This is a genomic window from Salmonella bongori NCTC 12419, assembly GCF_000252995.1.
Classification (GTDB): Bacteria; Pseudomonadota; Gammaproteobacteria; order Enterobacterales; family Enterobacteriaceae; genus Salmonella; species Salmonella bongori.
Genome location: NC_015761.1, coordinates 38,514 through 52,459, shown reverse-complemented (window position 1 = coordinate 52,459; position 13,946 = coordinate 38,514). Strand labels below are relative to the sequence as shown.

The following is a 13,946-nucleotide window of genomic DNA, read 5'->3' as shown; positions in this document are numbered from 1 at the left end:
AGGCGCTTTCGCGCTATCCGGCACAAAGTTTGCCTGATGACGCTACGCTTATCAGGCCTGCAAAATAACCAAACCTGATAAGCGATATCCGGTAGCACTCAGGCTGTTTTTTTCTCTTTCGATGGCAAAAAGCCTTCCAGCACGATCAGCGCCGCGCCGATACAGATCGCGCTATCGGCAAGGTTGAACGTCGCGAAATGCCAGTCGCCGACGTAGAAGTCAATCATATCGACAACAAAGCCGTGCCACAGACGGTCAAACAAATTACCCAGCGCGCCGCCAATGATGAGCGCATACGCGATGTTATTCAGCTTCTGCGACGCTTTCGCGCGATACATCATCACCACAAGGATCACGCAGATACCGATCGCAATCCCGGCAAAAAACCAGCGCTGCCAGCCGCCGCTATCCGCCAGGAAGCTGAATGCCGCACCGTAGTTACGCGCATAATGCAGATTAAGCGACGGGAACAGCCCTACCGTATCCCCCAGAGCGAAATTCTGGAGGATCAGGTACTTGCTGCCCAAATCGATAATCAGCACGACTACCACCAGCCACAGCCAGCGTAGTCCTGTTGAACAGAGTGGTTTACTCATCAGGCAAATTTACGTTGTTCGCCAGTACCGGCGATGTTGCTGACACAGCGTCCGCAGATATCTGCGTGTTCCGCCACCTTGCCGACATCAGTAGTGTAATGCCAGCAACGCGGACATTTCTCACCCTCGGCACGCGTTACCACGGCCTGAACTGTCGTATTACCAGCATTGTACTGGATATTCTCATCGTCAATCCCCCCCGCTTGCTCAGAAATCACGAACTGGGAAGTAATGAAGATAAATCTGACCTCTTCACCCAACAGTTTCAGCTTCTTGATCGTACCTTTAGCATCGTCCGCATATTTCAGCGTCACTTTTGCTTCCAGATTCGATTTGATGCCATTAGCTTTCTGATTTTCCAGCTCTTTGTTGACCTGGTCCTTGATATAGCGGACATCATCCCAGAATGCGTCATTAAATTCCTCATTCTCCTCCAGGCCGAACAAACCGTCGTACCATTCGCCAGTGAACACATATTTTTCACGTTCGCCCGGCAGATAGCCCCAGATTTCATCGGCGGTGAAGGACATGATCGGCGCCATCCAGCGCACCAGCGCTTCTGCGATATGGTACAACGCGGTCTGGCAACTGCGACGCGCGACACTGTCCGCCTTCGCGGTGTACTGGCGGTCTTTAATGATGTCGAGATAGAACGAGCCCATTTCAACGGAGCAGAAACGCATCAGGCGCTGTACCACTTCATGGAAGTCGTAAGCGTCGTATGCCTTCAGAATCTCTTCCTGCGCCGTTTTCGCGCATCCCACCGCCCAGCGATCCAGTACCACCATCTCTTCCGGTTTTACCATGTCGGTGGCTGGATTGAAGCCATTAAGGTTCGCCAGCAGGAAACGCGCGGTATTACGAATACGGCGATAGCTGTCGGCAGCGCGTTTGAGGATCTCATCAGAAACGGCCATTTCACCGGTATAGTCGGTAGACGCCACCCACAGACGCAGGATATCCGCGCCCAGTTTATTCATGACATCCTGCGGCGACACCGTGTTGCCAATGGACTTGGACATCTTACGTCCCTGACCATCAACGGTGAAGCCGTGAGTCAGCACCTGGCGGTAGGGCGCTTTGCCTTTCATCGCCACGCTAATCATCAGGGATGACATAAACCAGCCGCGATGCTGGTCAGATCCTTCCAGATACATGTCGGCAGCGTGACCGGCAAACTCCGGGCGCGCATCAACTACCGAATAACTTGTGGAACCGGAATCAAACCACACGTCCAACGTATCCGGCACTTTCTCGTACTGATCAGCATCTTCGCCGAGGATCTCTTTCGGGTCGAGATCCCACCATGCCTGAATGCCGTCAACTTCGACGCGTTTCGCCACGTCTTCCATTGCCGCCAGAGTACGTTCAAGCGGGAGCAGTTCCTGCGTTTCTTTATGTACGAACAGCGACATCGGCACGCCCCAGGTACGCTGACGAGAAATACACCAGTCCGGGCGATTGGCGACCATCGACTCGATACGCGCCTGACCCCAGTCCGGGATCCACTGCACGCCTTTGATCTCTTTGAGCGACTGCGCACGCAGCCCCTTCTGATCCATGCTAACGAACCACTGCGGCGTGGCACGGAAGATGATAGGCGTTTTGTGACGCCAGCAGCACGGGTAGCTATGCTGCATTTTTTCGACATGCAGCAGCGCGCCTTTTTCGCTCAGCAGCGCAACGACGATATCGTTCGCTTTAAAAACGTTCACCCCGTCAAGGGTCGGATAAGTCCCCGGCAGGTAAGCACCGTCCGGTCCTACCGGGTTAGCGGTTTCAAGCCCGTATTTTTGACCGATAACGTAGTCGTCCGGACCGTGGCCTGGCGCAGTATGTACCGCGCCGGTACCGGCATCCAGCGTGACGTGATCGCCAAGGATTGCCGGCACGTCGAAGCCCATAAACGGATGGGTAAAACGTAGCAGTTCCAGCTCCGCGCCTTTAACGGTGCCCAGCACGGTGTAATCGGCAACGCCGATGCGCTGCATGACACTCTCAACTAAATCTTTCGCCAGAATCAGCGCCTGTCCGTCGATTTGCACCAACGCATAGTCGAAATCCGGCGCCAGAGAAATCGCGCGGTTCGCCGGCAGCGTCCACGGGGTGGTGGTCCAGATAACCAACGAGATTGGGCCGCTCACGCCCGGCAGACCAAACTTCGCTTTTACCGCATCCTGATCGGCCGCCTGGAACGCTACGTCGATAGATGGCGAGGTTTTGTCGTAGTATTCCACTTCTGCTTCCGCCAGCGCGGAACGGCAGTCTACACACCAGTGTACCGGCTTAGCGCCTTTATGCAGGTGGCCATTGCTGATGATTTTGCCCAGCGCGCGAATGATGTTGGCTTCGGTTTTGAAGTCCATCGTCAAATACGGATGCGACCAGTCACCCAGTACGCCCAGACGGATAAAGTCTTTACGCTGACCGTCCACCTGAGTGGCGGCATATTCGCGGCACTTGGCGCGGAATTCAGCGGCGGTGAATTTCTCGCCCGGCTTGCCGTACTCCTGCTCCACTTTTAGCTCGATCGGCAGACCATGACAGTCCCACCCCGGTACGTAAGGCGAGTCAAATCCTGAAAGCCCTTTGGACTTGACGATAATGTCTTTCAGAATCTTATTAACCGAGTGACCAATATGAATGCTGCCATTCGCATAAGGAGGGCCATCATGCAGAATGAAGGTTTTTTTGCCTTTTTTGGCCGCACGAATGATGCCGTACAGGTCATCATCAGTCCAACGCGCCAGCATTCCCGGCTCGCGTTTGGCGAGATCGCCACGCATCGGGAACCCTGTTTCCGGCAAATTCAGGGTTGATTTATAGTCACTCATCAGATTCTCGTTTCCGTATTTATCACGTAGGCTTACGCCGGTTTTGATAGCCCAAAAAACTCGCGGGCCGTTAATTCATCACGCACAATCTGCGCTTTTAACTCATCAAGCGAAGCGAATCGCTGCTCATTGCGTATTTTTTTACGCAGAATGACATCTATATGGCGACCATAAAGGTCCATTACAACGTCCAGCAAATGCACTTCTAACTGTTGACGTACACCCGCCACCGTAGGACGGGTGCCAATGTTTGCCACGCCGGGTAACGGCTTCTCGCCAAGCCCGGTCACTTCCACCGCATAGACCCCTTTCACTGGGGAAACCTGGCGGCGTAGCGGTAAGTTCGCCGTCGGAAAGCCAATGGTGCGTCCCAATTCATCGCCATGAACGACACGCCCGGAGATAGTAAAGGGATGTCCCAGCAGGCTTTCGGCAAGCGCCAGATTATCTTGCGCCAGCGCTTGTCTCACTGCGGTACTACTGATACGCACACCACCTTCGCAAAAGGTTTGGGTGCTGGATACAGCAAAACCATACTCCGCTCCCGCCTTCTGTAATAACAAGAAATCGCCCGCACGGCCAGCACCAAAGCGGAAATCATCGCCAACGGCAAGAAACTGGACGCCGAGTCGATCCACCAGCAGGTCGCTGATAAAATTTTGCGCCGTAAGCGCGGCAAAGCGACGATCAAACCTCACGCACAGCACATAGTCTACGCCGCACTGCCCAAGGTAATGCAGTTTTTCACGCAGACGCGTCAGGCGAGCCGGCGCTTTATCCGTTGCAAACAGCTCCAGAGGTTGCGGTTCGAAAATCATGACCACCACTGGCAGCCCGCGTCTACGCCCCTCCTCCTGCAAGCCCTGCAGTAAGGCGCGATGGCCGCGATGTACGCCGTCGAAATTACCAATGGTCAGCACACACCCATGCGGGGCCTGCCTAAGATTATGTATGCCGCGTATCAGCTTCATGTCTGGCTCAAAACAGTGAAAATCGCAAGAGTATACCTTGTACAGCGGTCAAGGTTAACCAGCGATTGCCCTGATAAAACATAAAGAAGATGGTTTTCATCGCCATGCGACAAATCCGGCCCCAAAGCACAGCGATTAATGCAATTTTTATCATGGAAAAGCTGTATTCACAGGCCCCAAGCTGATAGAATCCTGCGCCATCACTACGTAACGAGCGTCGCCACATTAACGGCGCTTATTTGCACAAATCCATTGACAAAAGAAGGCTAAAAGGGCATATTCCTCGGCCTTTGAATTGTCCATATAGAACACATTTGGGAGTTGGACCTTGGCTAATATCAAATCAGCTAAGAAGCGCGCCGTTCAGTCTGAAAAGGCTCGTAAGCACAACGCAAGCCGTCGCTCTATGATGCGTACTTTCATCAAGAAAGTATACGCAGCTATCGAAGCTGGCGACAAAGCTGCTGCACTGAAAGCATTTAACGAAATGCAACCGATCGTGGACCGTCAGGCTGCTAAAGGTCTGATCCACAAAAACAAAGCTGCACGTCATAAGGCTAACCTGACTGCACAGATCAACAAACTGGCTTAATCGCCGCTTGTTGACGCTTTGTGAAAAAACCCGCGAAAGCGGGTTTTTTTATGCCTGCCGGATGGTGGCGTAATCCCCTAATCCGGCCTACAGAAAATAGCGATAGTCCGTAGGTCTGATAAGCGTAGCGCCATCAGGCAACACCATATCGCCGGATATCGGCGTTAAATCTACTGGCAGCACTGAACGCGCTAGCGGTAACAGACGCTCTATTTGCTTACCGGTGTAAACAATGCCGTGTAATCCGCATTACAAATCCGCTGTACCGCCGGATGCTGAATCATTCTCTCGGCAAAAATCGCATGATATTCTTCCATGACATTTTCAACGCGCCCAATCTCTATGACCGATTCGTCAGCATAAAAATCCAGTGAATAAAGGCTCGGCGCCACGAAAATCGCATTATGCGTCGCGCCAAACGCCTTCATTAACGCCGCATCGTCAAACTCGCCGAGAATCTCAACCTGTAACCCCTGCGAATTAAACCAGTTCAACAGCTTGCGTCCCAGCATCGAGCGACGCCCTGGCACCAGCAACCGCCGCTCTTCCAGGCAGGCCGGGAACGCTTTTTCGGGAAGCGGATTCGTACACCAGAAACTGACGCTGCATTCGCCGATTTTCACCGAAAAGAGCCCCTCCTGCTGCGTGGAGTCTATCGGGCAATCAGAGATAATCATATCCAGCTTGTGCTGGCTAAGTTGTTCGAGCAACATTTCGTGCGTCGATTCAAAACAGCGCAGGTGAATAGGTTCGTCCTCCACCACCGCCGCATCCAGAACGCTACTGACCAGACGTTTGGATAAAGCGTCAGCAACACCGACGTCGAACAGCAGGTTCGACTCTTTACGGTAGTTGACGATATCCAGCATCTCCTGGCTTAACGTAAACATTTTATCCGCATAACGAAAAACCAGTTCGCCCAGTTCGCTGGGTTCGAGGCCGCGTCCCTTACGTTTGAATAGCTTTCCCTGTAAACGCTCTTCCAGTGCTTTGATTTGGCCGGTAATGGTTTGCGGCGTCAAAAAAAGCGCCTCTGCAGCGCCCACAACGGAACCCTCTTTATAAACATGCCAGAAGTAGTAAAGGTGGTTGTAGTTAATATGAGACATGCTCATTTCTCTCCCTGCTCACAGTCACTGAGGGAGCGATACATCGCTCCCCTTTCCCTTATCCCCATTATGCCGGCGCGTTTAAACGCGCACGTAACCAGCTATACCCCACCACGGCAGAGAGCAATGAGCCAATCAAAATGCCCAATTTCGCCCAGTTAATAAGCTCCGGATCGACGCTGCCAAACGCCAGACTGGCAATGAAGATCGACATCGTAAAGCCAATCCCGCACAAAATACCGACCGCCATAATTTGCTGATACGTGGTCCCCTGCGGCAGATGCGCCAGTTTCAGACGCAGCGCCAGCCAGCAAAACAGGCTAATTCCCAGCGGCTTACCAATCAGCAGACCGGCAATAATCCCCAGCGGTAGCATTGAGGTTAGCCCCTCAATTGTGACCCCCTGAAGCGAAACGCCAGCATTCGCAAAAGCGAACAGCGGCAGGATTAGGTACGCCACCCACGGGTGCAGAACGTGCTCCAGACGCTTCGCTGGCGAACGGCCATGTTTTTCTTTCAACGGAATGAAGAAGCCGACAATAACGCCTGCCAGCGTCGCGTGAACGCCGGACTTCAGGACCGCCGTCCACAGCACCGCGCCAACCAGAATATACACGCCCGTCCGTCTGACGCCACACAGGTTCAATAACGCCAGCACAGCGATAGCAAACGCCGCTACGCCTAACGAAGCCATTGAAAGATCGCTGGTATAAAACAGCGCGATAATAATGATGGCACCCAGATCATCGATAATCGCCAGCGCCATCAGGAAAATTTTCAACGCCAGCGGAACACGGCTACCCAACAGCGCCAGTACGCCCAGAGCAAAGGCGATATCCGTCGCGGCAGGGATAGCCCAGCCCTCGCGAGTGACCGGATCGGCATAGTTAAAGGCCAGATAGAGCAATGCGGGTACAATCATCCCGCCGATGGCGGCAATCACCGGGAAGGCGGCCTGGCGCAGACTGGCTAATGAGCCCTGCATCAGTTCGCGCTTAACTTCCAGACCAATCAACAGGAAAAACACCGCCATTAAGGCATCGTTGATCCACAACAGCATGTTTTTGTTGATCTCAAGCGCCCCAACCCGTAACTGAACCGGCGTCTCCAGAAAATGATGATACCATCCACTGGTCGCGCCCATATTGGCCATCAGCATAGCCAGCGCAGCGGCGATGATGAGAATGATGCCCCCAGAGGCATCGCTGCTAAAAAATCGGTGCAGATGTTTCACTTTTTATTCTCTCAATCAGGTGAATTCTTCGAATCCACTATCTTACCCCGTTCGAATCATCGTTAAAATTAGATTATATATGATGGATAGCTCGCTTTTTACGAAATAAAGCCCGGCCTGTGTCGGGCTTTAGTGTAGACGCTATCTTCTCAGACGAGATAACGCTCAGGCGTACAAATCCATCTTATACACCCGGAAACTGGTGATATCGTAACGATAACCTTCACCGTTGCGCGCTTCATTTTTATAGTAGCCCGACGTCATCATGGCTTCAAACAGCACCGTTTTGCTTGTCGGGTCAATCTCTTGCAGGATCAGATTGCCCATCGCCTGAGTGCCTTCCTGCGGGTCAACCATATCACTGTCGCCAGGCTGGCAGGAAATGGCGCGTCCGTTTTCATCAAACGTACAGTCCGCAAAGTGCACCACGATATTACCGTTAGCCTGAATTTCCTTAGCACTAACGCAACTGCTGTAGCCGCGCGCGCCAAGCTCTTTACCGTATTCAAACGGTCGGGTTACCGTCATAGTGTTCAAATCGATAACGAAGTGCACAATCCGGCTGAAGTTATCCGGTGGCAACAGGCTTTTACTGTCATCGCGCGAGCGGAAGTTACCGTTGTCGAAGACCATAAATTCAACAATTCCCGGCTTACCATTGGCGATTTCCACCACATTGTGCTGACCCCAGGTCCAGAAATCGCGATTGGCGGCATCAATATCTTCCTGCCTGCTGAAGTCATAGAGCGGATTCCCTTCTGCGTCGACGGGGGTCAGTAAATAAGGCTGATATGTCTGCGACCAGGCGTCATGAGTGGATAAAATAAAGCGCAACGCCTGCGTTTCCAGATCGACGCCAAAAACGGCGCTTTGATGACGACCGGAAGCCACCAGCAGATTGTTGGTGTCATTCACATAACTCTGGTTAATGTGTAGCCAGTCCTGAACGTCAGGATCTTCGCCCGGCGCGGTGCCGGAAGGACGCGATGGACGGGTGACATCCAGCACCATGGCCAGATCGTAATACGCGGTTTCCAGCCCCGTAGAGAGGTCAACCACCGAAACGCCATCCTCGTTGGTGTTAAGATTGTCAGGTCGACCGGCGGTGTATTCAGACGGCGCGACAATCGTACTGCTGTCCCACTGCCAGATAGAATGGTGGAACTGGTTATCCAGGACGTAAAAAGTATGTAGCCGCCCCATCATGTCGAATTCGTACATATCAAGATAGGTATTTTTCGCTTCAGAGGTGGCAAGAAAATGGCCGTTGTCGAGCCGCACCAGATTGTAGGACGGAAAATCCTGGGTAACATACCAGCGCACCGTACCGTTCTGGTCCAGCGCGTAGTTATAGCGGTCAAAGTGGGTAATAAAGTAGCAGCCCGGCGCCATCTTCCCGGCCTCCGTCGCCGGTTGCGTCACGCTAATGACAGGAAACCCCAACTGTACCTCGGCGGAATCGGTGGCTGGCAGAGGCTGGGTGGTAATGATGTAGCTTGCCAGCGCCACGCCGTCTTCCTGAATCGTAAGGCGGTTGTCGGTATCAGCCACCAGCCCCAGTACCGGTAACAGGTTTGCCCCAGCCGCCAGGGTCACATTCTGTACTACCGGCAGGGCGGTTTGCGCGACGTCCTCGATGCGTAACGTCAGACGTCGGGTGCCAGCACTCCAGATACCGGCCCAGGCGCTCAATGGCGCGGTCGTAAACGGATTAAGAATAATCAGCGCATTTTGTACAGTGTTACTTTCTGCAATCTGGCTGAGGCTGTGCTCATAAATCGCCGTATGGTTGAGCACCACTGCATTTTGCTTATCAATCCCCTGATTGACGGCAGGACGTGGAGCAGGAAGTGTATTCTTTTGATGTTTGAACGAACCCATGATCTCTCCAGTATATCGTTGTCGCTCCTTGCTGGAACAACGACATAGATACGCTGGAGAGGGGTGGGCTGATAATCAAAAGCCATCAACTCAGCTCTATCACACGGCATGTGATGCGTTATCCGGCCTTACGGGATTGATTATATTCATACTTCAGGTAATCCAGCGTTGCCGTCACATTTGCCGGTGACAGACGATTAAGCTGCGCCAAAAAAGGATGCGCATACAGATAATTAATGAACGCCGTCGCGCCTTGTAACGTAGCATGACGTTGCTGGGTAATTTTTTTATTACCGGTGAGATTACACACCGCCATAGCATAATCGCGGGTAGAAAAAGTACGCCAGACATTGTTACGGATACCGCCGCTTAAAAACAGGCGTGGCGGAATATCTTTTTGCGGCGGCGTCGTACCGCGTTCTTTGACAAACGAAATATGGCAACGGCCCTGATGGACATGCGGCATATTCGCCATCATGCATCCCCCCAGAATAAAGCATTCATGATCGAGGTAATGCTGAACGTTTAAGGAGCGATCGTCCGTCAGTATCCGCACCAGTTCAAAATGGCGGTAGGCAGGCAACACTGGCTTTACGATCATTCCGGGGTCATTCTTATATAACAAGGCCGGACCGTAATCGATATCAAATAATGTTTCGCGGCGCGCGGTAATCGCTTCCTTACGTTGCACCATATGCGCCAGCGTTCCCGGAGGTAGCCGTTCTTCATAATACGACTGATACTGCCAGGCTTTATCCAGCGGCTGTGCTGAATAATTTGACGAAATCGCCACCACCCTTCCGCTTTGTTCTTCTGCCGTCACCAGAACATACAGGCTGCTGTCTCCACCGTTATAGTTCACCCGAAAAGCGCGGGTGCTGAGTGCGATATCGAAGGCCGGAAACTGCTGGCATCGCTCGGCAAGGTTCGCATGACGGGATAGTTTAAACAGCGCCCGGTTAAGGCCTGTGCTGTCTAATTTCAGCTGTGAGCGGATCCCGGCAAGCGACGTTCCTTCTTCAATCAGGGTTGCCAGCTCGTCCTGTCGGCGATCGCTTTTTGCTTTTTCGGGGACGATAAACGTTTTCCGACACTGACTACACGCCATGCGGTGTTCACCCTGGGTCGAGAAGCCGTATTTCTTTAATGAGGTGCTGCCACAGGCAGGACACTGTTTGACCAGACCTTTCCATCCCCGGTTTACCGTGTGGCGAAAAAGATTTAGCGCCCCGGCGGAAATAACAGGAAACAGGAAACCACATTCCCGACAAAGAACATCTTTTCCCTGGCGGACATAATCCGGACTGTTCAACACGCCCAGATTTTTACATCCCGGCGTTTTACAACAGTCCACATTAATATTGGCAAACATGCGTTCCTCCTTGAGCATTACTTAAAAAAAACAGACCGGATCTCCGCCGGTGACAGATTATTTTCGTAAAGGGTTTTCATCGCTTTCATCATCGGCGCGGTATGAGAGAAAAAGCACTGATAGCCGGCACAAAGATAATTTTGCTTCATCGGTCCGCAAGCCGAAGGCAAAAAGCGGTGTTTAGGGCAGCCGCCATAACAGGCGAATTGCCACGGGCAGGTATGGCATTCCTGCGCCATCGCGCGGCTTTTATCGAGACCAAACTGCTGGTTTTGCGCGCTATTATTCATCTGACGCAGTGGCGTGTCGTTAATATTGCCGAGCTTATATTGCGGGTAAACGAAATGATCGCAGTTATACACATCGCCGTTCATTTCCATTGCAAAAGCGCTACCGCAAACGGGCGCAAAAACGCAAACTTGAGGGGGGAGTCCACACCATGCCGCCAGCGTTTGTTCAAAGAGTTGAATACCGATATCGCCGATATCTTCGCGGATCCAGATATCAAAAATGGCATTCAGGAACTTTCCAAACTGTAATCCGTCCACCGACCAGGGAGTCACTGCAGTTTGTTCGTCCTGCGGATGCGCCAGCATTCCGTCTTTATTTGCCGCCCTTTCCACTAGCGGAATAAACTGCATATAGCGGCTGCCGATAGATTTCAGATACGCATAAACTCGCTGCGGATGCAGCATATTGCTCTGACTCACCACCGTGAGCGTATTAAATTCAACGCTATGCTTTACCAGGCATTTTATCGCCTGTTCAACTTTATGATGGGTTGGTTGCCCTGCGCGAGTTACCCGCCATTCATCGTGTAGCGCCGCATCGCCATCAATAGAAATGCCAACCAGAAAGTCATGCGCCCTGAAAAATTTCGCCCATTCATCATCAATCAGAATGCCATTGGTCTGAAAAGTATTAACGATGGCTTTTCCATTAGCATAGCGTTGCTGAAGCGCTACCGCCTGGCGGTAAAATGGCAGCCCCATCAACGTCGGTTCCCCACCCTGCCACGCAAAAATCACCTCATCCACATCCTGCGCCGCAATATGCTGTTGTACAAACAACGCCAGCGTTTCTTCCGTCATCTTGTAATGGCTTTTTCTATCGGGATAGAGCATTTCTTTTTCCAGATAGAAGCAATATTTACAATCAAGATTACACACTGACCCGGTCGGTTTGATCATTACCTGACAGCTTTTCCGTTGCATATTTTCCGTATCCCTAAAATAAAAGAACCTGATTCAGCACGAAGGCGCTGAATCAGGCGGGCAGGGCCCTAAGTGGCATACTTAATATTTTTTATACTTATCCTTTTAGCCCCAGGTCACCGGCGTTGGTTTGTCGCCACGGGCTTTCATTAATGCGTCGTTATCGATGTCCTGTTTCATTTTCAGGAATTTGCCATACAGCTGTTTTTCAATTTCAGGCTGTTTGCCAATTTGGTTCAGTGTTTCGAAGCGGTCTTTTTTCAGGTTGTAGAGGTATTTAGGTTTATTTTCACGATCGATGATCATTTTCCAGTCACCGTCGCGGATCGCCCATTCATCGGTCGGATCATCCTGGAACGGCATATCAATACCGAAGATCAGCGGCTTATTACGTTTTAACGTTTTCTGCTCCAGCAGCGGAACCAGCGATTGCCCGTCGTAGGTACGATCGGTCGGCAGTTTGAAATCCATCATGTTCGCCAGCGTCGGCATCCAGTCCAGACCATACACCGGCGTATCGGTAACGACGCCCTGCGGAATGTGTTTACCGTATTTGATAATTGCCGGAACGCGAATACCGCCTTCCCATAAGTTATCTTTACGGCCACGTAAACCATCAGTCTCGCCTGCGAGGTTCAGCTCGTAGACTTTACGCGCTTCACGCGTTACCGGGCCGTTATCACTGGTGAAGATGACGATGGTATTATCTTCCTCCCCCATCGCTTTAATTTTATCCAGTACTTTACCGACTTGCGCATCCATGTAGCTGATATTGGCGTAATATTCACCGGTACCGCGCCACGGTTTATCCGCCCAGTCGCCGTAGAACAGATCGGGATGTTGCTTCTGGTATTCGCTCATGTATTGTGAATACATATCGAGGTATTTTTTCGGCGAGGCCAGTGGGCTGTGAACTTCCGTAAAGGCAACGTATAAGAAGAACGGTTTGTCGTCTTTCTTGTTATCCAGCCAGTTCACCACTTCAGAACTGACAAATTCGCCGCTGATGCTATCCGCACGATCAATATGTTTGCCGTTACGCATCCAGCCGGTTGGGTGGACAACACCGTAACGCGGGCGCTCTTTGGCATTATCCAGCGTAGCATCGGTCACAAAGCCAGCCGGGTTCACCAGTGAGTAATCAAAGCCTAACTCTTTTGGCTGCGGCTGATCGGTACGATCGCCCCCGGCGTTGAGATGCAGTTTACCCATCATCGCGGTATCGTAACCCTGCTGTTTCAGCAGATTAGCGATGGTCAATTCGTTACGTCCAATAGAAACATTGGTACCTTCAGGGATCCACGAGCGTACACCGGTGCGGAAGGGCATACGGCCTGTTAACATCCCGGCGCGGGAAGGAGAGCACAAAGGAGCCGGCGCATAGTATTCAGTAAATTTGACCCCTTCTTTCGCCAGGCGGTCGATATTCGGGGTTTTTACTATCTGGTGCCCGTAGGTCGCCAAATCACCATAGCCAAGATCATCTGCCACAATAAAAACTAAGTTCGGGCGTTTTTCGGCAGCCGCGTGCGCGACAGATAATGTACTTGTCGCACAAAGCGCCAGTCCAATCATGCTGGCAATGACTGTTTTTTTCATTTCAACTCCTTTGCGTTATCGCAGAACTTTCCTGCGACATATTTGCCAATAGACGAAAGTTTTAACACTTACACGAAATCCGCTGTGTTCATACAGGCATGAAATCATAAAGACAGAATATAAATCGCAATATATTCACAGGTATTATATTAATGATATAAATACTTCCACGAGACTAACTCGAATAGCGAAAAGAGTATAAAAAAAAAGAATCGTAACAAGTGATGAAGATCGCAAATATCCTGTCATTTTTTAATGCGTAGATCAGTATGTCATTATATGTTGATATGTGAAGGCTAACCTCATAATAAGCAACAGTTTTTATATAAGCCCAGCCTGCAAAAATAACAGTTGTATTATTGAATGCGCGTGATTTTTATATCAGCGTAAAACACCTAAAATCAAAAGCCTGCAATAACATAAACAACAAAAAATGACATTCCCAGAACGAATTATTTCACGACTGATATTCTTGTGACATCAATCACCTAAACAATAATTTGCAAACCATAAACTTCGATTTTTGACGCGTCGCGACTACGCC

At 51.2% G+C, this 13,946-nt stretch carries 11 protein-coding genes; 1 reads left to right on the top strand and 10 read right to left on the bottom strand.

Going from position 1 to position 13,946, the window contains the following annotated elements:
• Positions 1-98 precede the first annotated feature (98 nt).
• Genes lspA through SBG_RS00215 form a run of 4 tightly spaced genes read right to left on the bottom strand, consistent with a single transcriptional unit; the run spans position 99 to position 4,627 of the window.
• Complete coding sequence (gene lspA, locus SBG_RS00230; RefSeq protein WP_000042742.1) at positions 99-596, bottom strand: signal peptidase II; 498 nt, start codon at positions 594-596, stop codon at positions 99-101.
• Entirely contained in the window at positions 596-3,430 is a 2,835-nt protein-coding gene (gene ileS, locus SBG_RS00225; protein ID WP_001286831.1) for an isoleucine--tRNA ligase, read from the bottom strand. Before ileS ends, lspA begins: the two co-directional genes overlap by 1 nt.
• 32 nt (positions 3,431-3,462) lie before the next feature.
• Entirely contained in the window at positions 3,463-4,401 is a 939-nt protein-coding gene (ribF, locus tag SBG_RS00220; protein WP_000767304.1) for a bifunctional riboflavin kinase/FAD synthetase, read from the bottom strand.
• A 7-nt stretch (positions 4,402-4,408) separates the two neighbouring features.
• Positions 4,409-4,627, bottom strand: a complete 219-nt coding sequence (locus SBG_RS00215) for a DUF2575 family protein (protein ID WP_013991353.1) — start codon at positions 4,625-4,627, stop codon at positions 4,409-4,411.
• A 102-nt stretch (positions 4,628-4,729) separates the two neighbouring features.
• Here SBG_RS00215 and rpsT point away from each other — a divergent pair, with 102 nt between their 5' ends.
• Positions 4,730-4,993: a 30S ribosomal protein S20 gene (gene rpsT, locus SBG_RS00210; RefSeq protein WP_001518655.1), complete on the top strand. Its 264-nt coding sequence runs from the start codon at positions 4,730-4,732 to the stop codon at positions 4,991-4,993.
• Positions 4,994-5,202: 209 nt separating this feature from the next.
• Here the strand turns inward: rpsT and nhaR are convergent, their stop codons facing one another.
• The 6 genes from nhaR to SBG_RS00180 all read right to left on the bottom strand — a co-directional run bounded on the left by nhaR (position 5,203) and on the right by SBG_RS00180 (position 13,402).
• Positions 5,203-6,108 (bottom strand): transcriptional activator NhaR, encoded by a 906-nt coding sequence (gene nhaR / locus SBG_RS00205; RefSeq protein WP_000062870.1) that lies wholly within the window; start codon positions 6,106-6,108, stop codon positions 5,203-5,205.
• A 61-nt stretch (positions 6,109-6,169) separates the two neighbouring features.
• Positions 6,170-7,336, bottom strand: coding sequence for a Na+/H+ antiporter NhaA (gene nhaA, locus SBG_RS00200; RefSeq protein WP_000681345.1), 1,167 nt, complete (start codon positions 7,334-7,336; stop codon positions 6,170-6,172).
• 165 nt (positions 7,337-7,501) lie between these two features.
• The gene (locus tag SBG_RS00195) at positions 7,502-9,217 is read right to left on the bottom strand and encodes an aryl-sulfate sulfotransferase (protein WP_000534443.1); all 1,716 of its coding nucleotides are present in this window, start codon (positions 9,215-9,217) and stop codon (positions 7,502-7,504) included.
• 118 nt (positions 9,218-9,335) lie between these two features.
• Positions 9,336-10,589 (bottom strand): IS1/IS1595 family N-terminal zinc-binding domain-containing protein, encoded by a 1,254-nt coding sequence (locus SBG_RS00190; RefSeq protein WP_000457888.1) that lies wholly within the window; start codon positions 10,587-10,589, stop codon positions 9,336-9,338.
• Between the two features lie 17 nt (positions 10,590-10,606).
• On the bottom strand, positions 10,607-11,803 hold the full coding sequence (locus tag SBG_RS00185; RefSeq protein ID WP_001189147.1) for an anaerobic sulfatase maturase: 1,197 nt from the start codon (positions 11,801-11,803) through the stop codon (positions 10,607-10,609).
• Positions 11,804-11,908: 105 nt separating this feature from the next.
• A complete protein-coding gene (locus SBG_RS00180) occupies positions 11,909-13,402 on the bottom strand; it encodes a sulfatase family protein (RefSeq protein ID WP_000754365.1) in 1,494 nt (497 codons plus the stop codon).
• Between the last annotated feature and the right edge of the window lie 544 nt (positions 13,403-13,946).